This window comes from Streptomyces sp. H27-H5, from assembly GCF_026627505.1.
In the GTDB taxonomy this organism is placed as follows: domain Bacteria; phylum Actinomycetota; class Actinomycetes; order Streptomycetales; family Streptomycetaceae; genus Streptomyces.
Genome location: NZ_JAPNLK010000087.1, coordinates 1 through 23,456, shown reverse-complemented (window position 1 = coordinate 23,456; position 23,456 = coordinate 1). Strand labels below are relative to the sequence as shown.

The following is a 23,456-nucleotide window of genomic DNA, read 5'->3' as shown; positions in this document are numbered from 1 at the left end:
AATGCCGGAGGCCACGGCTCCGACGGGCTGTTCACCCTTCGAGCAGCCGCTGTCCGACGTACTCCCCGGCACGCGGCCCGGGCGGGACCGCGTACAGCCCACTGGACTCATGCCGGATGAACTCGGACAGGGCGTCACCGCGGTCGAGCTTGCGCTGGACGGGTACGAAACCGCGCAGCGGATCGGCCTGCCAGCAGATGAAGAGGAGTCCGGCGTCGGGGGTGCCGTCGGTGGAGATCCCGTCGTGGAAGGAGAACGGACGCCGCAGCATGGCCGCTCCTCCATTCTGCTCGGGAGCCGAGATCCGCGCATGGGCGTTGGACGGGATCACCGGCTTGCCGTCGCCGCCGAACTTGGTCAGATCCATCTCGGTGCTCTCGCCGCCCCCGGTGAGGGGCGCCCCGGTGGCCTTCGTGCGACCGATGACCTGCTCCTGCTTGGCCGTGGGCTGCTTGTCCCAGTCGTCGAGGAGCATGCGGATCCTGCGGACGACGGCGTACGAGCCCCCGGCCATCCAGGAGTGTTCCGCGGGCCCGGGTCCGCCGGCGGGAACGAAGATCCGCTTGTCGAAGTCGGGCTCCGAGGGCTTCGGGTTGCCGGTGCCGTCGATCTGGCCCATCAGGTTGCGGGCGGTCATCGGGGAGGCCGTCGCGCCGGGAGACCGGTTGAAGCCGTTCATCTGCCAACGCACCCGGGCGGCGTCCCCGGCGTCCTTGTGCAGGGCGCGCAGCGCGTGGAAGGCGACGAGCCCGTCGTTCGCGCCGATCTGGACCCACAGGTCGCCGTTGCTCCGCTGCGGGTCGAGCCGGTCCGAGGAGAAGTTCGGCAGCGGGTCCAGGGCCGCGGGGCGGCGGGCGGCCAGGCCGGTGCGTTCGAAGAAGGAGTGGCCGAAGCCGAAGGTGACCGTGAGGGACGATGGCCCCGCGTCGAGGGCGATCCCGCTGTCGGCGTTCGGCGCGGTCTCTCCCGCCATCAGCCGCCGCGCCGTTTCGGACCAGCGGCGCATCAGCGCGGCCGCCTCGGTGCGGCCGGCGCCAGGGGCCAGGTCGAAGGCCAGTACGTGGCCCTTGGCCTGGAGCGGCGTGACGATGCCGGCTTGGTGCTCCCCCTGGAAGGAGACCTCCGTGGCGCCGAGCGAGGTGAGGGCTCCCGCGGCGCCGCCCGCCGGGGAGTCGGACAGTGCCGCGTGCGTGAGGGCGCCACCGACGCCGCCGAGCGCGAGCCCGGTGGCGCCCGCGGCGCCGACCGTGCCCAGCAGTCGGCGCCGGGAGATCTCGATGTCGGGGTGGTTGTCGCTGCTCTCGGTCACGCTGGTCAGCCGATCTTCACGTTCTTCTGGACGGTCGTCTGGTCGATGTCGGAGGTACGGACGGTCACGTCGATGCGCCACTCGCCCGCGAGGGGCAGCTGAACCCCGGACGACGCCCAGTGTCCGGGAGCGGCTCGGTCCGGGGCGAGCGGCAGCGGGCCGATGTCCTTGGCCGGGAGGGTGAAGGCGACCTTGATCTCGGGAAGGTCGAGCGGCTGCCCGTCCGCGCCGTCGGCCCAGAGGTGGAGGGTGTTGGCGCCCACCCGGCCGGGGTCCAGCTCCAGCCGCACGGTGCCCTTGCCGTTCTGGCCGCCGGTGTCGAAGGGCAGGGTGATCTTCACGGCCCGGTTCGGGACGGCGGTCGACGCACCGTTGCGGCCGGTCTCCTGCTGCACGGCGCGACCCGGCTCGGTGTTCGTCAGGATGGTGGTGACGGCCAGCAGCGCCACGGCCACACAGGCCTCGGCGAGAACGGAGCGGCGCAGTCCCGCGCGGCCCGGATCGGAGTCCCGTATCTGCTTCTCGCGCGCGTTCTCCCGGGCGGCGCCCTGCCGGGCGAGCTGGGCGGCCCGCTTGGGGTCGGAGGGGACCGTCTCGCGCGTTGCCGCGGGAACGGTCTCGCGCGTTGTTTCACGTGAAACATCGGCCGTTGTTTCACGTGAAACAACGGCCTTCGTTGTGGCCGCCTTGTTCGGCACCCGGCCTTCGGCGAGCCGGGCGGTCCAGCCCCGCGAGACGTAGGCGATCCCGACGAGAACGGCGACGAGGCCGACCTTGATCAGCAGCAGTCGTCCGTAACTGGTGTCGGTCAGGGCGGACCAGCTTCCGAGCTGGCGCCAGGACTGGTAGACGCCGGTGATCGTGATCACCAGGACGCTGATGAAGGCGACCTTGGAGAAGCGCCGGACGGCCGCACGCTCGATGTCGGGGACCTTGTGGAGGGCGACCAGCAGGGCGGCGAGCCCGCCGAGCCAGGTGGCCACGCCCAGCAGGTGCAGGATGTCCGCGGGCATCGCGATGCCCGGCTGGATCCCCGTGGAGGCGTGCTCGGCCAGTGCCCAGGTCGCGGCGATGCCGGCGGCCAGGACGGAACCACCGATCCCGAGTCCGAAGGCGAGATCGGCGGTGTCCTTGCGGTCCTGTCCTCCCTCGTCCTCTCCCTTGGACGGGGCCGGAGTGCCCGCGGTCCCGGCCGCCTGCTGCCGGCGCGCGTACGCCCCGAACAGCACGGCGATGAAGAGCGCGGCCGCGCCGAGGAGCAGCAGCCTGGACACGAGGGAGGCGCCGGTCTTGGTCTCCAGCACGGCCTTGAGGCCGTCGAGGTCGAAGACGTCGGCGAACTTGCCCGAGCCGGTGTACGGGTTGCGCAGTGCGAGCATCGCCAGCGTGGCGGCGGTCAACGTGACCCAGCCGCGCAGCACGAGCTTCTGCAGGGGACGTTCGACCGATCCCCGCCGCCAGCACAGCAGGATGAACGCGGCGCCTCCGACGAGCACGATGAAGCCCGCGTAGGCGGCGTACCGGGCCAGCCCGTAGGCGACGCCCACGGGGCCGCCGCCGGCCTGCTGCGCGGGAAGGGCGACCTGGGTGGCCGACGGGGCGCCGATGGAGAAGGTGAAGGCACCCGAGATGGGATGGCTGTCCGCCGAGACGGCCTGCCAGGCCACGGTGTACGTACCGTCGGGCAGGCCGGAGTGCAGGGCGGTGCCGTAGCGGATGGTGGATCCGCTGCACATGTCGCGCAGTTCACCGGTGTCCACGCGCTTGCCCTGCGGGTCCATCACGCGGATGGAGTCCTCGCCCATGGCGACCTGCTCCGAGAAGGAGAGGGTGACCTGGGCGGGCGCCGTGGCGACCACCGCCCCGTCCTTGGGGTCGCTCGCGGTGAGTGCGGCGTGTGCCGTGGCCGGGGCGGCCGCGGCGAACAGGGTTGCCAGCAGGGCTGCGAGGACCAGCGCGCATCGCGGCAGGAAAGCCGGGAGGTGCGCGCGGGCCGGGGCGGGGGCGGTGGCCGTCATGGCGTGTCGGTTCCTCGGTCCGTCAGTGGGCGTTGGAGTTCTGCGCGTTGTACGTCCGTTCCTTGACGTCCAGCTCGACCTTGACGGGGTCGGCCTTCTCGAAGCGCAGCTCGACGGTGACCTTGTCGCCGACCTTCGGCTTGTTCTTGAGACCCATGAACATGACGTGGTTGCCGCCGCGCTCCAGGTTCAGTTCGCCGTTCGCGGGCACGTCCATGGACGCGACCTGCTGCATCTTCTGGTCCTTGGTCTCGTGGACCTGGAGATCGTCCGAGAGGGGGCTGGTGACGCCGGTGAGCTTGTCCGCGGTCTTCGAGTCGTTCTTGATGATCATGAACGCGCCGGCCATCTTGTCGTTGACCGGTTCGGGCATGTAGGCCCCGCTGACGGTCATCGTCGGCTTGGCATCGTCGGACTTGGCGCCGTCGGCCTTGGTGTCGGAGTCCGAGGAACAGCCCGATATGGCGAGCGCTGCCGTCAGGGAGAGCACGGCGGCGAGGGTGCGGGTGGGGCGGGCGTTCACGGGGTGTCTCCCTTGACGAGCTTCGGCAGGTCCTTGGCGTAGTCATCGACGGTGGTGCCCTCGCCGTAGAGGACGTAGCCCTCGTCGGTCTTGGGCGAGAACGCGATGACCTGGGCGCCGTGCATGGAGACGACGCTGCCGTCGGCCTCCTTCTTGGCGGCCTCGATGCCGATGCCGAGCGTCCGTGCGCCGGCCTGGATGGTGGCGAAGTCCCCGGTCAGTCCGATGAAGGACGGGTCCTGGGCCTTGAGCCACGCGCCGAGGGAGTCGGGGGTGTCCCGTTCGGGGTCGGTGGTGACGAAGACGACTTGGAGCTTGTCCTGGTCCGCCTTGGGAAGCGCCTTGCGGGCGACGGCGATGTTGCTCATCGTCAGCGGGCACACGTCGGGGCAGTTGGTGTAGCCGAAGTAGATGATCGTCGGCCGGCCCTTGGTCTGCTCGCGCAGGTTCCACGGCTTGCCGGTGGTGTCCGTGAGGACCAGGTCCGGCTTGTCGAAGGGACGGTCGAGGACCGTCGCGGCCCCGGTCTTGGTCTGACCGCTGATCAGCTTGACCGAGTCGCCGGTCTTGGCGGGGTCACCGCCGCAGGCGGTGAGGGTGAGGGCGGCCGCCGCGAGGAGCGCGGCGACCGTCACACGTGTGGTGCGCATGGAGAGGTGTCCCTGGGATCGGGGATGGTGCGGATGGTCTGAATGACAGGGCCTGCGGGCCCGTCGGGTCAGGAGGCGCGACGACGCGAGGCGATTCCGAAGGCGACGCCGCCCAGCCCGATCACGATGCCCGCGATGCCGAGGGCGCGCGCGGTCGTGTCCGAGCCGCTCTTCGCGGCCTCGTCGTGGGCCTTGTCGTCGCTCTTGGCCTCGCCGGCCTTGGCGTCCCCCGCGGCGTGGTGGTCGTCACCGGCCTTGGCGGCGACCAGCTTCAGGACGGGCGCCGGGTTCTGCGGTTCCGCCGCGCCTTCCTTGCCCTCCTCGATCCAGCGGACGACCTCGTTGTTGTCGTACGTCTGGATGGCCTTGAGGACCATCTGGTCGGCGTTTTCCGGCAGCTTGCCGACGGACACCGGGAACTGCTGGAACTTGCCGGCCTCGATCTTGCCGCCGCTCCAGGTCACCTTGGTGACGGCCTCGTTGATCTGCTTGCCGTGCACGGTGAGCGGCTTGTCGAGCTTGGACTTCTCGACCTTCACGGTCCAGCCGGGGACGTCCTGCGGCATGACGGAGGTCAGCGGCTGGTCGATCGGGAAGTTGACCTCCAGCTGGGTCGTCGACGCGTTGTCGCGCTCGTTCGGGACCTTGAAGTTGATGACCGCGTAGCCGCCCTTGGTGGCCTCGCCGGGCTGTACGCCGACGTGGGCGAAGGCGGTGCCGGACAGGACGAGGACGGTACCGGCGGCGAGGGCGGCGGCGAAGGAGACGCGAGAGGCCTTCATGGCAGAAACACTCCACGGAAACGGTGTGACGGTGGCCCCGCGCGCGGGCGCGCGCGGAGTTCGCGGCACCGGTGCTCCCGCCGGGTGTTCCGGGGAGGTGGGGATGCCGCGTCAGGCTGCGAGGGCGAGACCGCCGGGCGGGCCGCGCCTGATCACCGTGTGCTGGAGGGCCTCCCGCCCGGTCGCCGCGACCGGGGCGGCCGCGGTCCGACGGGTCCGGGGAGTACGGGAGGACGTCCCGAGCAGCCCGTGGCCGAGGAGGCGTACGAGGGCCAGCGCGGCGCGCAGCGGACGTACGGGGTCGGCTTCGGTGGAGAGCCGGGAGAGTTCGACGAGCCGGAACAGGGCGGCGTCGCCGCGCCCGAGGAGCCAGCCCGCGGCGAGCGCGGCCAACAGGTGACCGAGCAGCATGGCCGGGCTGAACAGTCCGGTCGCCGGGACGGCGGCGGCCTGGGCCGCGTGTGCGTGGGCCATGTGACCCTGGGCTGCGGCCTGCTCGGCCATCGCGGCCGGGTCCAGTCCGGCGCTCACCAGGATCCGCCGGGCGTCGGCCGGGTTGATCGGAACGGAGTTGCCGCCGCAGACCAGTCGGGCGGCGAGCGCCGCGAGCGAGGAGTCGGACAGGGTGGGGTCCGCGGCCGAGGCGGCGCCGTGCTGGCCCAGGCCGAAGACCGTGTGGAGTCCCAACTGGCCGACGGTGAGCCCGGCGGTGATGCCGGGCAGCGAGCGCAGGCGGCCGGCGAGCGGCGCCGCGACCGCGAGGACGGCGAGGAAGCCGATGCCGAGGGCCCACCAGGGAACGGTGGCGCAGGATGCCAGGGCGTGCCCGACGGCGGACAGCACGACGCAGACCGCGGCGAACACCGCGGCCCGGATCGTCCGGAGGCCTGCTCCGGCCTGCGTCGTGTGGGGGGCAGTCATGGCCGGGTCATCATCGCACTGCCCCCGGGCGGCCCATACGGCAGGTCCGGAAGGTCCCATGCGTCCCGCCTCGGGAGCCGTGTGCGGGTCGCAGAGGGCGCGGGGCGGTGGCGGGTGTCGCCGGGCGTACACCGCCGCCCGGGAGCGCCACATCGGCCGAATGAGCGCTCTGTCCGCTCTCGGGGGCTTACGGCCGACCTCGGGCGGCAATAGGTAACCGTATGAGCATCTGGTGGTCTCTCCACTTGAGGCGCGAAGCCGCGAGCGTGCCGCTCGCCAGGCGGTTGCTGCTGGGGACGATGGAGACCGCGGGGGTGGATCCTGACATTTCCTTCGACCTGTCGGTGGCGCTGAGCGAGGCGTGCGCGAACGCGGTCGAGCACGGTGGCCCGGCGTCCGCCGCCTGCTCAGGCGGCGGACCGGTCCCGGAGGAGTGGGCGGCGTACCGGGTGACGGCCTACCTGGACGGGGACCGTTGCCGCATCGAGGTGACGGACTCGGGCCCGGGTTTCCCGCCGACGACGGTCGAGGGGCACGGTTCCCCGCCGGTCGACGCCTCGGAGAAGGAGCACGGCCGCGGCCTGTGGCTGATCACGGAACTCGCCGACCACGTCCGCTTCGGCAACGGGCCGGGCCGGGGCGCGGTGGTCAGCTTCGACAAGATCCTCAAGTGGCGGGACGGCGCCCTGTTGCAGGCGTCGTAGGAGCGGGAGCCGGACAGTGCGGCCGGGTCCCGTCCCCGGACACACCGGTGGGCGGGACCCGTGCGGGTCCCGCCCACCGGCGTTGGGTGATGTCAGCCCTTGAGGCGTGCCATCCAGGCCTCGACCTCGACCGAGGTGCGGGGCAGTCCGGCGGAGAGGTTCCGGTTGCCGTCCTCGGTGACGATGATGTCGTCCTCGATCCGGACGCCGATGCCGCGGTACTCCTCGGGCACGGTCAGGTCGTCGGCCTGGAAGTACAGACCGGGCTCGACCGTGAGGCACATGCCGGGCTCCAGCGTGCCGTCCACGTACGCCTCGGTGCGCGCGGCCGCGCAGTCGTGCACGTCCATGCCGAGCATGTGGCCGGTGCCGTGCAGGGTCCAGCGGCGCTGGAGCCCCAGCTCCAGGACGCGCTCGACCGGGCCCTCCAGCAGACCCCACTCGACGAGCTTCTCGGCGAGCACGTGCTGCGAGGCGTCGTGGAAGTCGCGGAACTTCGCGCCCGGCTTGACGGCGGCGATGCCGGCTTCCTGGGACTCGTAGACCGCGTCGTAGATCTTGCGCTGGATGTCGGTGTACGTGCCGTTGATCGGCAGGGTGCGCGTCACGTCGGCGGTGTAGAGGGAGTGCGTCTCCACGCCGGCGTCGAGCAGCAGCAGGTCGCCGGAGCGGACATCGCCGTCGTTGCGGACCCAGTGCAGCGTGCAGGCGTGCGGACCGGCGGCGCAGATGGAGCCGTAGCCGACGTCGTTGCCCTCGACGCGGGCACGGAGGAAGAAGGTGCCCTCGATGTAGCGCTCGGACGTGGCCTCGGCCTTGTCGAGCACCTTCACGACGTCCTCGAAGCCGCGGACGGTGGAGTCGACGGCCTTCTGCAGCTCGCCGATCTCGAAGTCGTCCTTCACCGCGCGGGCCTCGGAGAGGTAGACGCGCAGCTGCTCGTCGCGCTCCTTGGTGACCTTGTCGGTCAGGGCCGTCTCGATGACGGAGTCGTGGCCGCGGACGTTGCGGACCGGACCCTCGGCCTCGGTGAGGGCCGCGGCCAGTTCGCGGACGTCCTTGGCGGGGATGCCCAGCAGCCGCTCGGCCTCGGCGAGGGAGTGCCGGCGGCCGACCCACAGCTCGCCCTGGCCGGACAGCCAGAACTCGCCGTTCTCGCGGTCGGAGCGGGGCAGGAGGTAGACGGTCGCGGTGTGGCCGCTCTCGCCCATGGGCTCCAGCACGAGAACGCCGTTCTCGGTCTGGTCGCCGGTGAGGTACGCGTACTCGGTCGAGGCACGGAAGGGGTACTCGGTGTCGTTCGACCGGGTCTTGAGCCGGCCGGCGGGGATAACCAGGCGCTCGCCGGGGAAGCGCGCGGACAGCGCGGCGCGACGGGTGGCGGTGTGCGCGGCCTGGGCGATCGGCTCCAGTCCACGCAGTTCCGTGTCGGCCCAGCCGGTGCGCATGCTCTCCGCGAGTTCCTCGCTGACGCCCGGGTACAGCCCGTTCTTGCGCTGCTTGTGCTTCTTCTTGGGCTGCTCTTCTTCCGGGGTCTCCGGGGTGAGCTCGTCAGCCACGTCATCTCCTCAGCTACGACATGCAAGGACCGGGTATGGACCCCGTCCATCGTATGTGTGAGCGGAAGATGCCCGGCGAACTATGTGACAAATCAGTCAAACCGGGCGGCGAGCAGAACGATGTCCTCGGTGGCGTCCTCCCCCTGGACCGGCGTGGCCTCCCCTTCCGGCAGGACGGTGCGGAGGATGTGGTCGCAGATCGCCGCCGGGTCCTCGCGAGCGGCGCGGGGAACACCCGCGGCCGCCGCGTGCAGCCGGGCGTACGCGCGGTCCATCGGGTCTCCGGTGCGCCGCAGCAGTCCGTCCGTGTAGAGCAGCACCGTTTCTCCGGGAGCCGGTTCGATCTCCACGCTCGGCGCCTCCCAGCAGGCCAGCATCCCGAGCGGCGCGGAGAGCGAGGTCTCCACGTACTCGGTCCGCCGCTCGCCGATGAGCAGGGGCGGGGTGTGCCCCGCGCCGGCCAGGATGATCTTCCGGGCGGCCGGTTCGCAGTAGGCGAAGAGCGCGGTGGCCGAGCGCGCGGGTTCGGTCAGCCGCAGCAACAGCTCCAGGTCGGAGAGGACCGCGACGGGGTCCTCACCCTCCATGACGGCATACGCGCGCAGGGAGGCCCGCAGGCGACCCATCGCGGCGACGGCGCTCGGACCGGCGCCGGTGACGGAGCCCACGGCGAGACCCATGGCCCCCTCGGGCAGCGGCAGTGCGTCGTACCAGTCGCCGCCGCCGCGCGGGCCGGTGTGGTGCCGGGCCGCGAGCTGTACGCCGGGGATCCGGGGCAGCCGGCTGGGCAGCAGCTCCTCCGCGACGATGGCCAGGCGGGAGCGGGAACGCTCCACCTCGACCATGCGGGCCAGGTGCTCGGCGGCGTGCCGGACGTACAGCCCCGCGAGGTCGCGCTGACGTTCGCCGGGTTCGGCCTGCTCGTCGTAGAGCCAGACGGCCGCGCCGAGTCGGCCGGTGGCCTCGGCGGTCAGCGGCAGCGCGTAGCTGGCCGCGTAGCCGAGTCGGGCGGCGACCTCGCGGTGGCGCGGGTCGACCGGGACGTCGCACCCGCCGGTGCCGGGTGCCTCACCGGGTTCGGGGAGCACCTCGGAGCCGCCGTGCGCGCCCGGGAGCCCGTCCAGGATGCGGCCGTACGAGGTGGCGCTGCGCGGCACCGTCTCGATGTGGCCGAGGTCGGCGTGGCCGAGACCGAGGCCGATCGTGGTGGTGGGGCCGAGTCCGTCGGAGGGTTCCAGGACGACCAGGCCGCGTCGGGCGCCGACCAGCGCGGCCCCGGCCCGCAGGAATTCCCGCAGGGAGGAGTCGAGGTCGACGGACCGGGCGAGGCGTTCGGTGAGTTCGTGGAGGGTGGTGAGGTCGGAGACCATGCCCGCCAGGCGGTCCTGGATGACGCTGCTCGCGGCAGGCGGAGGGGCCTGGGCGGGGGTGCTGCGTGCGGGTGTGGGCGCGGTGGGCGCCGGAGTGTGCGGTGACGCTGTAACTGCTGGATCGATTCCAGCCACTTTCGGCAGATGCGGGGCGCTCATGGCGTCCGCCTTTCCACCTGGTGCGATTCGCCATATAGCATCGCAAACCCCCAGATCGTGCTGCGCCGCCATCAATGGATCCACATCTACACGCACACGAGGATCGATGTCCAGCATTGCCCAGGTGGGAATCCTGGTGTCCGTGAGACGGCAACTCACTGTGCGGCCAAGGCTAAAACTTGGCCGGAAAAAGCGGGAAGCGGACGGTTTTTGCGATCGACTGGGCGGGCGTCACTGCGGGCTCGGGTACGTAATCGGTGGTGGCCGGGGCGAGTTGAGACCTTTCGGCGCCCGCCGGGAACCGCCCGGCGCAGCCCGTCGTCCTTAGCGGCGGCAGCCGGTCTCGACCCGGTGCGGGTCGCGTTCCGCCCCCGCCGGACGTTTGATGGACCCGTAAGAAAACTGCACGAACCGTGTGAACCTGCTTCTGGCGGACAGTGACGCGCAACGTGTACGTGTGGTGATGCACCGCTTACCTGGTGTGATGTGGCCCTCGGCGTTCAACGGAAAGGAACGAGCGCTCATGCGCGAGATCCTCGGAAGGCGTCTCCAGCGGCTCCGCGATCGCTTGAAAACCCTGCGACCGACCTCCCCCTCCGACCGGATCCCGGACGGCGGCACTCCGTCCCTCCTCGATGCGGCTCTCGTCTGCGCCGCCGAATGGCGGTGGCCCGTGCTGCCCGGCGTGGGCCGGGCCGGCGCCGATGGCGTGCGCTGTGCCTGCCCCGATCCCGACTGTGTGGTGCCCGGCGCCCATCCCTTCGACCCGGGGCTGCTCGCGGCCACCACCGACCCCCGGATGGTGGCCTGGTGGTGGGCCAGGCGGCCGGCCGCTCCGTTGCTCGTGGCCACCGGCGGGGCCGCTCCGTGTGCGGTGAGCCTGCCGGCCACCGCCGCAGCGCGTGCCGTCGGACGGCTGGACGCGCAGGGCATGCGGCTCGGTCCGATCGTCGCGACGCCGACCAGGTGGTCCCTGCTGGTGGCGCCGTATTCGTTGGAACGGCTCGGTGAACTCCTGTACGCCAAGGACCACGTGCCCTCCTCGCTGCGCTTCCACGGCGAGGGCGGCTACCTGTTGCTGCCCCCGTCCGTCGCGTCCGGCGGTGGACAGGTGTGTTGGAACCGGGAGCCGGAGGTGGGTCCCGACGGCATCTGGCTGCCCGAGGTGGAGGCGGTCGTGGACGCGTTGGTCGAGGCGAGCAGCGGAGCGCCGGGCGGCGGCAGCCGGTTGGCGTACTGATCGACGCCGTGTCCCCGAACGCCGATCTCCGCTCGGGAGATCACTCGTACGGGTGCCGGCTGGGCGAGTTTCCAAGGGAATTGGGCGCGGGGATCTCCGCGCCCCTTTCCCGCATCGCTATCTTCGGCGAATGAATCTCCGCCTGATCGCTATCGGCGCCGGTGTGCTGATCATCTTGTCCCTTCCCCTCGCGGGGGCGATGGCCGGGCCGGATTTCGCCGGTCAGGATGACGGAAAGGGCGGCGGGTTGCTCTCCACGCTCGGCCTTTCGGACCCGTCCCGCCCGAAGGGCAAACCGTCGCCCGCGGCCCGTCCCGCACAGCCCGGGCCACCCGTGCAGCCGCGTACGGATGCCCGGTGCGGCCCCGAGGTCTCCTCGCAGCACGGTGTGGAGGCACAAACCTGCGTCCTGGTCGGCGAAGGCAGTACGTGGGGCCGGAGTTACTACCGCAACACCAGTGGCCGCGCGTTGGACGCCGTGCTGACGATGATGGGGCCGGCGGGCCGCACCGTGCAGATCCGCTGCGTCGTCGGGCCGGGTGACGAGCCGGGGCTGTGCGAAACACCGCGTGACGACTCGGCGGGAGGCCCGGAGGGCTACTCGGCCGTGGCGGAGTTTGCAGTTCCGGATGATGAAGGGGCGTTGCTGCTGAGGTCCGGGAGCAACTCACCGGCACCGGGCGATGGTTGAACATCGCCTGAAATGGAAGGGCCCGGTCGCTGGCGACGGGGGATGCACCAGCGACCGGGCTACAAGAACGGTAACAAGAGATCGCCTGTTCGCAAATTCGATCTCTGATATTCGGACACGGATTTGCAGGCGATTAGCGGGAGTTGTGACCCCAGTCACCGGTCCTGGGCGCGCGCGGTGGTCAGCTGAGCGTGACCTGGCGGTTCGTGAGGCCGGCGCGGGCTCGACGCTCCTCCGTCGTCAGGGGCGCGTCCGTGGCCAGGGCCGCGGCCAGGCGCTCCGCGAGTTCCGCGGCGGGCTTCTCGACGTCGTCGGCCGAGACGCCGGTGGGCAGGTCCCAGACGGGAACCATCAGACCGTGGGCGCGGAAGGAACCGACGAGCTTGGTGCCTTCACCGAGGGACGAGGTGCCGGCCGCGTGCAGTCGCGCCAGTGCGTCGAGCAGCTTCTCCTCGGGCTGCGGCATGACCCAGCGCAGGTGGTTCTTGTCCGGCGTCTCGCACCAGTAGGCCGCGTCCACGCCGGCCAGCTTGACGGTGGGAATCGCGGCGGCGTTGGCGCGTTCCAGCGAGGCGGCGATCTCCGGAGAGGCGTTCTGGGCGTTCTCCGCATCCGGAATCCAGAATTCGAAGCCACTGTGGACAACCGGCTCGAAAACGCTGTCCGTGTCCAGGATATCCTGAAGTCGCGGGCCCTCGGCCGGAACTCGACGGGCGGGAACCGGGGTACCCGGCTCCGCCACCAGCGCGCGCTCCAGGGTGTCGGCCATGTCCCGGGCGAGGTCACCGGTGGTCGAGTCGTTCTGCAGGCCCAGGAGGACGGAGCCGTCCTCACGGCGCAGCGCCGGCCAGGCCATCGGCAGCACGGTCACCAGCGTCACCGAGGGAACGCCGTCGGGCAGGCCGCCCTTGAGGGTGAGCGGGATGGTCGCGGCGGGTACCAGCTCGCGCAGCGCGACCCAGTCGCACTCGCCGGGCAGGCCCTCGAAGGGGCGCCGCACGTGCTCGGTCACGGCGTGCGCGGCGGCGGCGCCGTGACAGGCCTTGTAGCGGCGCCCGGATCCGCAGGGACAGGGCTCGCGGGCACCCACCACGGGGATCTCCCCGTTGTTGAGCTGCGGCGTGCGCTGCGACTTCGCGTTTTTCGCGGCGGGGCGCTTCTTTGCCATCGTGGGTGTCTCCCGGTTGCGGCGGTGCGGCGGTTTTCTGGGCGCGAGCCTAGCCGTTCACACCGCCGGAACCTGTGGGGTGCGGCCGGGTTCGCGGTCGGCGTGCGCTCCCGACGGCCGCCTCCGTTGCCGCGGTCAGCCGGGTTCCCGGTCCCGGGCGGCGTCCCGCGGGTGCCCGGGGCGTGGGGTGGCCCGGGCGCGCGCTCGGTGACTCGGGGCCAGGGCCCGGGGTCCGGACCGGGGACTCAGTGGCTCAGGTCGTCGAAGGCCGTTCCGAAGCCGATCGCCGGGGCTGTGACGCGCGTAGCGAAATCCTCGTGACGGGTCCCACAGGCAACGACCACCCACACGGTGACCTCACCCGCCGCCCCGTCCCGGACGCCCCAGTCCTGGGCCAGCGCGCTGATGATGTTCAGCCCCCGGCCGCCGCGTGCCGTGACCGATGGGGTCGAGGGGATCGGACGGGTGGGTCCGCCGCCGTCCGTGACCTCGACCGTCAGCCGTCCCGCCCCGTCGACGCGCCAGGCGGCGCGTATCTCGCCGTCCCCGACCTCCCGGGATCCCAGTGGCCGGCCGTGGCGGCAGGCGTTGCTGAGCAGTTCGGAAAGGATGAGTACGGCATCGTCCACGACCGATTCGGACAGTCCGCCGGTCCGCAGTTGTTCGCGCATGCGGCGCCTTGCCTCGCCCACGCCCGCAGGACCGTGGCGTACGTCCATGCACCACGACGTGGGCACTTCGTGTGCCATCACCAACGCCACCCCCGGAACCTCCTTAGCCCCACGCCAAGGTCTGGATGCCCCAATGGCCTGGACCGGAAACCGTTCATGAAGTGCCCTCTGGCGCATTCACGACGACAAATGCGGAGCGGATGCGCCGGGGCACACCCTGTGACGGGTGGGACACGTGTGGTGGGTGGGCAAATCGGGACGTCAGCGCCCGAGTTGTGACAGAACTTGCCGCGGTCTGTTCGTGATGATTGCTTCTACATCCAGGTCCGCGCAGAGCTGAACGTCCGAGGGTTCGTTCACGGTCCACACGTGAACCGAGTGTCCCGCCGACTGGAGCTTGCGGATGTAACCGGGATGGTTGCGCACGATGCGCATCCCGGGACCGGCGATGCTCACGCCGGCCGGCAGCCGGCCGTCCCGCATGCGCGGCGAGATGAACTGCATCAGGTACACGGTCGGGATCGTCGGCGCGGCCGCCCGCACGCGGTGCAGCGAGCGCGCGGAGAAGCTCATGACGCGGACCGGGTGCGGGCCCTCGGCGGGCGGGGCGTCCAGTCCGAAGCGCTTGAGGAGGAAGAGGAGCCGCTCTTCCACCTGTCCGGCCCAGCGGGTCGGGTGCTTCGTCTCGATCGCCAGCTGTACGGGCCGCCCGGCGTCGGAGACCAGCTCCAGCAGCCGCTCCAGGGTGAGCACGGAGGTGCGCTCCGGATCGGCGTCCCAGTCCGGGGACTCCTCGCGGTCCTTCCAAGAGCCGAAGTCGAGGGCCGCGAGATCGGCCAGCTCCAGGGCGGACACCGCGCCGCGGCCGTTGGAGGTGCGGTTCACCCGGCGGTCGTGGACCAGGACCAGATGGCCGTCGGCCGTGAGCCGGATGTCACATTCGAGGGCGTCGGCCCCGTCCTCCATGGCCTTCCGGTAGGCGGCCAGAGTGTGCTCGGGGGCGTCCTCCGAGGCACCGCGGTGGGCGACGACCTGGATGGGGAGCGGCGTTGCGTGGGTCACGGGGTCATGGTGCCACCGCGGCGGCCCCGCACGGCGTGGCGAGCTTGCGGATGCGCCCGAAATGTCGGGGATAAAGGATGGGGGGAGACGCACAGGTCCGGCTTACAGTGCTCTGACGGGTCATGGGAAAGGCTTTGCACTGGAACTTGTGCGGCACGTCGAACGTTCAGTCGGACCGGTATCGCCAGATATTTCCAGGACCAGAAGCCGTGTTTGTGACGAGGAGAGAGCGCTGTGAGCACCGAGAACGAGGGCACCGCGGCCCAGAAGCCCCCCGCGGCCCCTTCCGTACCGCCTGCGCCCGTGCCCGCCTCCACCCCTGACCCGGTCGCCGAGCCCAAGGCGGCGCGGCCCGCCGACGCCGTTCCCCCTGCCCCCGCCACCCCGCCGCCCCCGGCCGGCGCGCCCGGCCCGGAGCCGACGCAGCAGCTTCCGCACGCCCAGGGCGGGCCTGTGGCCCCCGGGTATGCCCAGGACCCGGGATACGCCCAGGCGCCGCCCTACGCGCAGCCCCCGGCCGCCGCCCACGGGGCCGAGGGCTGGCCCCCGCCGCCGCCCACCGTTCCCTCGTACGTCGACGGCGGCCACGGCGGAGGCGGCTGGGGAGTGCCCCTGACCGCGGACGGCCCCCCGCCCAAGCCCAAGGGCAGGGGCGGACTGATCGCGGGTGTGCTCGCGGCCGCCCTCATCGCGGGCGGTGTCGGTGGCGGCATCGGCTACTGGGCCTCGGAGCGTTCGCACGACGGCTCGGGCTCGACCACCATCAGCGCCAGCACCCCGAAGGACCTCAAGCGGGAGGCGGGCTCCGTCGCCGGTCTGGCGGCAGGGGCACTGCCGAGCGTGGTGACCATCGAGGCGAAGGCCGGTGACGGCGAGGGTGGCACGGGCACCGGCTTCGTCTACGACGCGCAGGGCCACATCCTCACCAACAACCACGTGGTGGCCTCCGCGGCCAACGGCGGCAAGCTCTCCGCGACCTTCTCCAACGGCAAGCGGTTCGAGGCCGAGGTCATCGGCCGCGCCGAGGGCTACGACGTGGCCGTGCTCAAGCTGAAGAACCCGCCGGCCGGCCTCAAGCCGCTGGCGCTGGGCGACTCCGACAAGGTGGCCGTCGGCGACTCGACCATCGCGATCGGCGCGCCCTTCGGCCTGTCCAACACGGTCACCACCGGCATCGTCAGCGCCAAGAACCGCCCGGTGGCCTCCGGTGACGGCTCCAGCGGCAAGAACTCGTACATGAGCGCGCTGCAGACGGACGCCTCCATCAACCCCGGCAACTCCGGCGGCCCGCTCCTCGACGGCCGCGGCGCGGTCATCGGCATCAACTCCGCGATCCAGTCGGCCGGCAACGGCGGCTTCGGCGGCGGTCAGGCCGGTTCGATCGGCCTCGGCTTCGCCATCCCGATCAACCAGGCGAAGAACGTCGCCGAGTCGCTGATCAAGACGGGCAAGCCGGTCTACCCGGTGATCTCGGTCTCCGTCGACCTCCAGGCCAAGACGGAGGGCGCCAAGATCTCCGAGTCCGGAGCCCCCGCCAACGAACTGGTCGACCCGAACGGGCCGGCGGGCAAGGCGGGTCTCAAGCCCGGCGACATCATCACCCAGCTGGGCGACAAGCCGATCGACAGCGGCCCGACCCTGATCAGCGAGATCTGGACGTACAAGCCGGGCGACACCGTGAAGCTGACCTACCTGCGCGGCGGCAAGCCGAGCACCGTGGACATCACCCTCGGCTCGCGGACCGGGGACAAGTAGCACCCAGCCACGCACCCACGACCCGGACCGGGCTCCGCTCGACCGGCTCTGCTCGACGGGTGCTGGACGCCGGCTTGATGGAGAGGGGCCGCAGGCGCGATTAAGCCTGCGGTCCCTCCCAACGTCCGCTTATGCTTTGGGCGTGTTCGATTCCCGGCACATACGGACATTCCATGAAGTGGTCGCCTGCGGTTCGTACTCGGCCGCCGCGCGGGCCCTCGGATACACCCAGCCCGCGATCACCCAGCAGATGAAGGCGCTCGAACGGGCCGTCGGCACCCCGCTGTTCACCCGCATCGGCCGCACGATGCAACTCACCGAAGCCGGCCGGTCGCTGGCCAGGCATGCCGACTCCATTCTCGGCAGCCTCTCCGCCGCCGAGGCCCAACTGAAGGCGTACGCGCGTCTGAGCACCGGCCGGGTCCGGGTCTGCGGGTTCCCCAGCGTCAACGTCACCCTCGTTCCGGAAGCGCTCAGCGGCCTGGCCGCGTCCCATCCGGGGATCCAGGTCGAACTGCTGGAGGGGGAGCCGCCGGAGTCGCTGCACCGGCTGCGACGCGGCGAGTGCGACATCACGCTGGCCTTCACCTATCCCGGACTGCGCGAGGAGGTTCCGGAGGAGGTCCACGAGGTCAGGCTGCTGGAGGACCAGCTGACGGTGCTCCTGCCGACCGGGCACCCACTGGCCAGGCGCCGGGCCGTGAACCTGGCCGACCTGGCCGAGGAGCGGTGGATCGCCGGGTGCCCGCGCTGCCGGGCGAACCTGCTGCACGAGTGCGCGGAGCTCGGCTTCGTGCCCGACATCCGGTTCGCGACCGACGACAACCTGGTGGTGCAGAGCCTGGTCGCGCAAGGCCTGGGCGTGGCGATGATGCCCGCCCTCGTCCTGCCGTCACTGGCCCTCACCCGGGTCTGCGGGCGGGCCCTCCAGCCGGCGGCCCGCCGTCACATCTCCGCGTACGTGTACCGGGACCACCTGAGGATTCCCGCGACGGCCGTGGTGTTGGACGAACTGAAACGGGTGGCGTCGAACCGGGTCGGCTGCTGACCGCAGCCGTGATCGCCCGACCCAATCCATAAGCTGTGCTTGGGATTTCGGGTGAAAACTGTCGTTGGACGTGATCGGTGGGCTGTTCGACGCTGCCCCTATGACCACCACCACGCCGGCCAGAACGACCGCGAGGATGGCCGCCCTCGTCAGCGAGATCCGCACGGTAGTGGAACGCGGGCTCGCCCCCGACCTGACCGCCTACCTGGTCGGTGAGCGGATCACCCCGCACCTGGGCGCGTCCGACCTGCTCACCCCCGACCAGTGCGAGGGGCATCCGGACCGGTACCGGCAGCACATCCTGCACGCGGAGCCCGACGGCAGCTTCTCGGTGGTGGCACTGGTGTGGCTGCCGGGTCAGGAGACGTCCATCCACGACCACGTCTCGTGGTGCGTGGCCGGGGTCCACCAGGGCACGGAGAGCGAGCGCCGCTACCGGCTCGCCCCGGCGACGGGCACGGACGGCGCCCGGCTGGTGCCCACCGAAGAGGTGGTCAACGACCAGGGGGACGTCTGCGGGTTCGCCCCGCCCGGGGACATCCACCAGGTCCGCAACTCCTGTCGTACGACGGCGATATCCCTTCACGTCTACGGCGCCGACGTCTCCCGCCTGGGCAGCAGCGTGCGCCGCGTCTACACCCTCCCGGCCGACTGATGGCCCTGTTGCACCGCCCCGTCCACCGGCCCGGGCGGGCACGCGTTGTTTCACGTGAAACATCTTCCCCCTGGCCGGGGTTGGGGCTGGCCGTAGCGGGCGCCTTCGTGGCCTGGTGCGTCCACCGGCTGGTGCCGGCGGTGCCGATGCTGACCGCGGCGGTGGTGCTCGGTATCGCGATCGCCCACCTCCCGCGACTACGGACCGTCGTACGAGGCCCCGCGCGGGCGGGCCTCTCCCTGGCGGGGCGGAGGTTGATGCGGATCGGCATCGTCCTGCTGGGACTCGGTCTCGGCCTGGACCAGGTGCTGGGGCTGGGCTGGGCGACCGTCGCCATGGTGACCGGGGTGGTCGCGGCCACCTTCCTCGGGACCCTCTGGCTGGGGCGCAGGCTCGGACTGCCGGGCGATCAGCCGCTGTTGATCGCGACCGGCTACTCGATCTGCGGGGCTTCGGCGATCGGCGCCGTCAGTCAGGTCTCCGGCAGCGACGAGGAGGACGTGGCCTCGTCGGTGGCCCTGGTCACCCTCTGCGGAACGCTGGCCATCGCGGTGCTCCCGCTCCTCCAGGACCCCTTGGCACTGTCCGACCTCGCCTTCGGGCGCTGGGTGGGCGCGAGCGTGCACGACGTCGGCCAGGTCGTGGCGACGGCCCAGACGGCGGGCCCCGGCGCCCTGGGCGAGGCCGTCCTGGTGAAACTGATGCGGGTGGCGCTGCTGGCCCCGCTCGTCGCGGCGGTGGCCTTCTCCGTACGGGCCCGGCGGCGCGGGGTGCGCACGGCCTCGGGCCGCCGGCCGGCACCGGTGCCCCTGTTCGTCGCCGGGTTCCTGGCGGCCGCCGCGCTGCGGGCGACGGGTGTGCTGCCCGACGTGGCGCTGGAGTGGGCACACACCGCGCAGGAGGCGCTGCTGGCGGCGGCGCTGTTCGGGCTGGGCAGCGCGGTGCACCTGCCGACCCTGGCCCGGACCGGGGGGCGGGCGGCGCTGCTCGGTCTCGGGGCATGGGTGGTGGTCGCCGGGGCCTCGTACGCGGGTGTTCTGCTCACGCTCTGACCGGGCGGTCGGCGTGTCCGATGCGCCTGGCGGGGTCGGCGGCGGCTGATCCCCCTTCTCAGGTGTCAGGGAACGGAAGGGAGTTGGCCATTTCCTGGCCGGAACCGAGCGAACGTTCCGACCGGTGCCTGACATCTCGTACGGCCCGTGCAACCCTGCACCCGATCCGCACCGGCAACTCTTCACCCCCACCCTGCCCGGACCCGACCGGCCCGGGCACGGCAGAAGGAGTCCTGCGTGAATCGTCATCGCACTGCCTTATCGGTTCTGTTGGCCGCGGGCGCCCTGCTGGCCGGCGCCTTGACCGCCGCCACCCCGTCGGTCGCCGCCGACGCCCCCGTCTCGTTCCGTCAGCAACACAGCCAGGGCTTCTGGACCGCCGAGCGCATGCGGTCCGCGGTCCCGCTGGACGTCACCGCGGCGCCGGGGAGCATCCGTACGGCTCCCTCCCCGGCGGACCGACCCACCCGTGTGGCCCCCACGACCGTCCCCGCCTCACCCACCGCGTTCCCGCAGACGGGTGGCGCGTGGACGGGCGGCGGGGCCGTGGTGAAGACGTCCGGGCGGGTGTTCTTCACCATGGGCGACCGGACGGCGTCCTGCTCCGGCGATTCGATCGCCGGCGCCAACGGCAGCACCGTCATCACGGCCGGGCACTGCGTGAAGTACCAGGGCGCCTGGCACACCAACTGGGTCTTCGTCCCGGCGTACGACAACGGCAACGCGCCCTTCGGCCAGTGGTCGGCCACGCGCACCTTCGCCACCGCGCAGTGGGCGGCGAGCGAGGACATGAACATGGACGTCGGCCTCGCGGTGGTCGCCCCGCTGAACGGCCAGAAGCTCAGCCAGGTCGTCGGTGCCCAGGGGATCCTGTTCAACGGGGGCTACAACAAGAAGATGTACTCCTTCGGCTTCCCCGCCGCGGCGCCGTACGACGGCACCAAGCTCGTCTACTGCAGCGGCAACAGCAGCAAGGACTTCCTGCTCACCAAGGACCACGGGCTGGGCTGCAACATGACCGGTGGCTCCAGCGGAGGCCCCTGGTTCCAGGACTTCAACGAGGCGACCGGACTGGGTACCCAGGTCTCGGTGAACAGCTTCGGATACGTCTTCCTGCCGAACCGGATGTTCGGCCCGTACTTCGGCAATGAGGTCAAGGCGGCGTACGACCAGGCACAAACGGCCTGACCAGCCCCCGCACACCCCCACCGCCCGGTACTCTGTACCGGCCAGGTGGGTTGCCCGAGCGGCCTAAGGGAACGGTCTTGAAAACCGTCGTGGCGCGAGTCACCGTGGGTTCAAATCCCACACCCACCGCCACAGGTCAGCGAACGTGCTGATCAGAAGGGGTGTCCCTCGCTGAGGGGCACCCCTTTGTCGTTCACTGTGTCTCACCCTGAACGCCCCTGTCACGCCGTTGACCAGCGTGGGTGGCCAACCTGTGGCCAAGCCGTCAGTGGCGTCCAACTCGTAGTCTCGCGAGGGCTGGCGGTCCTTGATCCCCGCGATGTATCGCGTCGGCGGGTTCCCGCAGCTGGACCTGGTATCTGTTCGCCCGTTGCGGTGATCGCTGCTATTTGATCGGGTTGTTCTCGGTGGCCCCCAAGCACACAAACCAATCGGAGCCGCGTGACTCGACGCATTTCCAAATTGGCCCACCCTGCTTTGCTATCTCCTGGTAGAGCGCCTGGCACTGCGCGCCAGTAGGGGTACGACTGGCAACGCAACTGGCCAAGTGGAGGAATACCCCTAGCCGCTTCTGAGCGTCTTCGGGGGTGATGCCCTCCTCAGAGGGCGGGTTCACGCCTTGTGGTTGAATCTTGTAGAAGGGAACCTTATCTGTATCGATCGTCCCTTCCTGGTTGGTGGTGCTGGTGTCGTCGTGCCGGCCGTTCCCTTCCTGGTTGGTGGTGCTGGTGTCGTCGTGCTGGCCGTTCCCTTCCTGGTTGGTGGTGCTGGTGTCGTCGTGCTGGCCGTTCCCTTCCTGGTTGGTGGTGCTGGTGTCGTCGTGCTGGCCGGTTGACTCTGGAGGAGGTTCGGGATCAGAAACCCGAGTCGAAATCGTGGCCAAAGCGGTCGGTGGGTGCTGGGCGGCCGCAAGAGCAACAGTCGCTCCTGTGGAGACGGTAAGCGCCGCCGTCAAACACGATGCGCCAATAAGGCGAGGAATGTATAGCGCGGGAGTCTTGGTCATATTGGTCCCCAATGTGGAGTCGCCTCGCAGGACTTGACCTGTGATGGCATGAGGGCCAACTCAAGGAGATGCTTAGATTGTGTGGCATGGGCGGGTCCCCATGTCGTCCATTCTTCACCTTGGTGGCCGGTTACTGCACAGGATCTAGCCATCAATTTCGGGTGAATTTTCAACTTGAATGCGATTGCGTCAATATGGGCGGCCGGGGCGGCCGGGGCGGCCGGGGCGGCCGGGGCGGCCGGGGCGGCCGGGGCGGCCGGGGCGGCCGGGGCGGCCGGGGCGGCCGGGCAGACCTGACCGCCTCCGCGACACCACGAGTTCAACCTCAGTGGGCTTCTCGGGATGTGCCATCCTCCGCCAGAGCCTGATCAATGAGCTGGTTCGACACCTGCTGCTGACCCCGAAGGATCTTCGCGTAGAACTTCCAGAGGACGGCCACGCTGTGGCCGGCGCGACGGGCTACCTCCACTGGGTCGACACCCGCTTTGATCCAGAGCGAGACACCGGCGTGCCGCAGCGAGTAGGGGACCTCGGCGAGCGGCGTTTCCACGTCCGCAGCGGGCAGGGCCTTCGCCCGGGCTCCGCCCCAGACGCGGGTGTACTCGTTGGAGCCGACCCGGCCACCTTCCACCGCACGGAACAGCCGGCCATCGGTAGCCGTCCCGTCACGGTCCAGGTGGCTTCGGAGGAGCTGCACGAGCGCCGGCGGCACGGGCACCGACCGCGTGGCCTTGCGCGCACGGCGCTTGAGGCCCCGTTCGTCGTACGGCGTGCCGCCATCCGTCCAGCCCGCGCCGACCTCCGGGCGGCTTCGGCGCAAGACCAACTCCCCCCAGCCCGTCGAGGGCAACTTGCAGTCGCCCTTGGCGAGGGCTGCCACTTCAGACGGGCGCATTGCGGCGTAGTACATGCACCCGAAGAACGCGTGGAGATGCTCGCCGCGGTTGCCCTGGGCCCGGACGGCGTCCAGGATCCGACGGGCCAGCTCGGGCCCGGGCACGTACTGGAAGTCCACTTCGTCATCGGTCTGCGGAGGGTCCCAGTCGACCTTGGGCAGGGGATTCGTCGGCAGAGCGTCGCATTCGACCGCGTACCGAAGCGCGTTGCTCAGGACAGCACGCTTGCGCCTGATCGTATTGTCAGCCGCGCGCTTGCCGTTGAGGCGCCTAGAGATGGCAGCCAGCGCACGACGCAGGTTCTCAGCCTGCGCCACTTCGGACAGGCGGAGGGAATGCCTGGCCATCCACTCCAGAGCCTGGGCTGCTGGCGCCGGCGGCTGCTCGGCATTCATGCGGGGGACGGCGTTGCCCTGATCGTCCAACGTCATCTGAAAGGCCCATGACCGCAAGGCCAGCCGCAGCACCTTCGGGTCGGGAGCCGACTTTCCCCCCGTGACGAGAGCCATGGTCACGTTCGTCATCGCTTCGGCGATGCCTACTCGGTGCTTGGCCGCAGCGTCCGGCCACTTCATACAGGTGTAGGCCCTGGCGTGCTCGAACCAGGTGGGCGACTTGAGCTGGCGAAGTTCGGAGACGGGCAACCCGGACGACACGTCGAACTGCTCGCCCTTGCGAACGGCTTCCATCAGCTGAGCGCGTCGGCCGTCGGCCAGGGTCTTGGTCAGGAAGGGGGATTGGTGCTCCTCGCCCCCGACGATCCATCGGAGCTGGTACGGGGCGCTCTTGCTCTGGCGGCTCCGGATGCCCCAGATCCGTACGTCGTAGCTGTACAACTCGACTCCGTTCGAGGAAAGCGAAAGGGCCCCAGCCGGAGTGGCTGGGGCCCGAGACGCTGGGTTAGCTAAGTGGTCTGCGTCGTAAGTCCTTCGGGGGTTGATCACGCGGCCTTGGCGGCGGAGGATTCTTCTGGGTGATCGGCGGTGTGCTGGTCGAGCCTGGCCAGGAGATCGTCCAGGTCGGAGGTGG

21 protein-coding genes and 1 tRNA gene are annotated in these 23,456 nt (G+C 70.7%); 9 read left to right on the top strand and 13 right to left on the bottom strand.

The features are described 5' to 3' along the window. Positions 1-31: 31 nt before the first annotated feature. From efeB to OTB19_RS32555, 6 genes are all read right to left on the bottom strand, one after another. Entirely contained in the window at positions 32-1,309 is a 1,278-nt protein-coding gene (gene efeB, locus OTB19_RS32580) for an iron uptake transporter deferrochelatase/peroxidase subunit (protein WP_267802291.1), read from the bottom strand. A 5-nt stretch (positions 1,310-1,314) separates the two neighbouring features. Further along, on the bottom strand, positions 1,315-3,327 hold the full coding sequence (locus tag OTB19_RS32575; RefSeq protein ID WP_267802290.1) for a copper resistance protein CopC: 2,013 nt from the start codon (positions 3,325-3,327) through the stop codon (positions 1,315-1,317). Between the two features lie 22 nt (positions 3,328-3,349). Beyond that, the gene (locus OTB19_RS32570; protein WP_267802289.1) at positions 3,350-3,850 is read right to left on the bottom strand and encodes a copper chaperone PCu(A)C; all 501 of its coding nucleotides are present in this window, start codon (positions 3,848-3,850) and stop codon (positions 3,350-3,352) included. Continuing rightward, the gene (locus OTB19_RS32565) at positions 3,847-4,500 is read right to left on the bottom strand and encodes an SCO family protein (RefSeq protein WP_267802288.1); all 654 of its coding nucleotides are present in this window, start codon (positions 4,498-4,500) and stop codon (positions 3,847-3,849) included. The genes OTB19_RS32570 and OTB19_RS32565 overlap by 4 nt, the downstream gene beginning before the upstream one ends. Before the next feature lie 68 nt (positions 4,501-4,568). Beyond that, complete coding sequence (locus OTB19_RS32560; protein ID WP_267802287.1) at positions 4,569-5,282, bottom strand: YcnI family protein; 714 nt, start codon at positions 5,280-5,282, stop codon at positions 4,569-4,571. 111 nt (positions 5,283-5,393) lie between these two features. Beyond that, on the bottom strand, positions 5,394-6,203 hold the full coding sequence (locus OTB19_RS32555) for a hypothetical protein (RefSeq protein ID WP_267802286.1): 810 nt from the start codon (positions 6,201-6,203) through the stop codon (positions 5,394-5,396). A gap of 221 nt (positions 6,204-6,424) precedes the next feature. On the opposite strand from OTB19_RS32555, the gene OTB19_RS32550 reads away from it, so the two are divergent. Next, a complete protein-coding gene (locus OTB19_RS32550; RefSeq protein WP_267802285.1) occupies positions 6,425-6,907 on the top strand; it encodes an ATP-binding protein in 483 nt (160 codons plus the stop codon). 92 nt (positions 6,908-6,999) lie between these two features. On the opposite strand, the gene OTB19_RS32545 is transcribed toward OTB19_RS32550, so the two are convergent. Then, positions 7,000-8,466 carry an aminopeptidase P family protein gene (locus OTB19_RS32545; RefSeq protein WP_267802284.1) on the bottom strand — a complete coding sequence of 489 codons (1,467 nt, stop codon included), beginning with the start codon at positions 8,464-8,466 and terminating at the stop codon, positions 7,000-7,002. Between the two features lie 92 nt (positions 8,467-8,558). After that, complete coding sequence (locus tag OTB19_RS32540; RefSeq protein ID WP_267802283.1) at positions 8,559-10,112, bottom strand: PP2C family protein-serine/threonine phosphatase; 1,554 nt, start codon at positions 10,110-10,112, stop codon at positions 8,559-8,561. A gap of 406 nt (positions 10,113-10,518) precedes the next feature. Between OTB19_RS32540 and OTB19_RS32535 the strand changes: the two genes are divergently transcribed. Next, positions 10,519-11,235, top strand: a complete 717-nt coding sequence (locus OTB19_RS32535) for a bifunctional DNA primase/polymerase (RefSeq protein ID WP_267802282.1) — start codon at positions 10,519-10,521, stop codon at positions 11,233-11,235. Between the two features lie 130 nt (positions 11,236-11,365). Beyond that, positions 11,366-11,926, top strand: a complete 561-nt coding sequence (locus OTB19_RS32530; protein ID WP_267802281.1) for a hypothetical protein — start codon at positions 11,366-11,368, stop codon at positions 11,924-11,926. Between the two features lie 181 nt (positions 11,927-12,107). On the opposite strand, the gene OTB19_RS32525 is transcribed toward OTB19_RS32530, so the two are convergent. The 3 genes from OTB19_RS32525 to OTB19_RS32515 form a co-directional block, all read right to left on the bottom strand. Further along, positions 12,108-13,094: a DUF5926 family protein gene (locus tag OTB19_RS32525; protein WP_267802280.1), complete on the bottom strand. Its 987-nt coding sequence runs from the start codon at positions 13,092-13,094 to the stop codon at positions 12,108-12,110. A 245-nt stretch (positions 13,095-13,339) separates the two neighbouring features. Continuing rightward, positions 13,340-13,942, bottom strand: coding sequence for an ATP-binding protein (locus tag OTB19_RS32520; protein ID WP_267802279.1), 603 nt, complete (start codon positions 13,940-13,942; stop codon positions 13,340-13,342). An 84-nt stretch (positions 13,943-14,026) separates the two neighbouring features. Further along, complete coding sequence (locus OTB19_RS32515) at positions 14,027-14,827, bottom strand: glycerophosphodiester phosphodiesterase (RefSeq protein WP_267802278.1); 801 nt, start codon at positions 14,825-14,827, stop codon at positions 14,027-14,029. Between the two features lie 234 nt (positions 14,828-15,061). Between OTB19_RS32515 and OTB19_RS32510 the strand changes: the two genes are divergently transcribed. The 6 genes from OTB19_RS32510 to OTB19_RS32485 all read left to right on the top strand — a co-directional run bounded on the left by OTB19_RS32510 (position 15,062) and on the right by OTB19_RS32485 (position 20,657). Beyond that, a complete protein-coding gene (locus tag OTB19_RS32510) occupies positions 15,062-16,582 on the top strand; it encodes a S1C family serine protease (protein WP_267802277.1) in 1,521 nt (506 codons plus the stop codon). 142 nt (positions 16,583-16,724) lie between these two features. Continuing rightward, positions 16,725-17,630: a LysR family transcriptional regulator gene (locus OTB19_RS32505; RefSeq protein ID WP_267802276.1), complete on the top strand. Its 906-nt coding sequence runs from the start codon at positions 16,725-16,727 to the stop codon at positions 17,628-17,630. A 100-nt stretch (positions 17,631-17,730) separates the two neighbouring features. Further along, positions 17,731-18,285, top strand: a complete 555-nt coding sequence (locus tag OTB19_RS32500) for a cysteine dioxygenase family protein (protein ID WP_267802275.1) — start codon at positions 17,731-17,733, stop codon at positions 18,283-18,285. Then, the gene (locus tag OTB19_RS32495) at positions 18,285-19,337 is read left to right on the top strand and encodes a YeiH family protein (RefSeq protein ID WP_267802274.1); all 1,053 of its coding nucleotides are present in this window, start codon (positions 18,285-18,287) and stop codon (positions 19,335-19,337) included. Before OTB19_RS32500 ends, OTB19_RS32495 begins: the two co-directional genes overlap by 1 nt. A gap of 237 nt (positions 19,338-19,574) precedes the next feature. Further along, positions 19,575-20,525, top strand: a complete 951-nt coding sequence (locus OTB19_RS32490) for a trypsin-like serine peptidase (protein ID WP_267802273.1) — start codon at positions 19,575-19,577, stop codon at positions 20,523-20,525. 44 nt (positions 20,526-20,569) lie between these two features. Further along, positions 20,570-20,657, top strand: a tRNA-Ser gene (locus tag OTB19_RS32485). Positions 20,658-20,910: 253 nt separating this feature from the next. On the opposite strand, the gene OTB19_RS32480 is transcribed toward OTB19_RS32485, so the two are convergent. Both OTB19_RS32480 and OTB19_RS32475 read right to left on the bottom strand, forming a co-directional pair. Continuing rightward, positions 20,911-21,531, bottom strand: coding sequence for a hypothetical protein (locus tag OTB19_RS32480; protein WP_267802272.1), 621 nt, complete (start codon positions 21,529-21,531; stop codon positions 20,911-20,913). A 325-nt stretch (positions 21,532-21,856) separates the two neighbouring features. After that, complete coding sequence (locus tag OTB19_RS32475; protein ID WP_267802271.1) at positions 21,857-23,263, bottom strand: tyrosine-type recombinase/integrase; 1,407 nt, start codon at positions 23,261-23,263, stop codon at positions 21,857-21,859. Positions 23,264-23,456 lie beyond the last annotated feature (193 nt).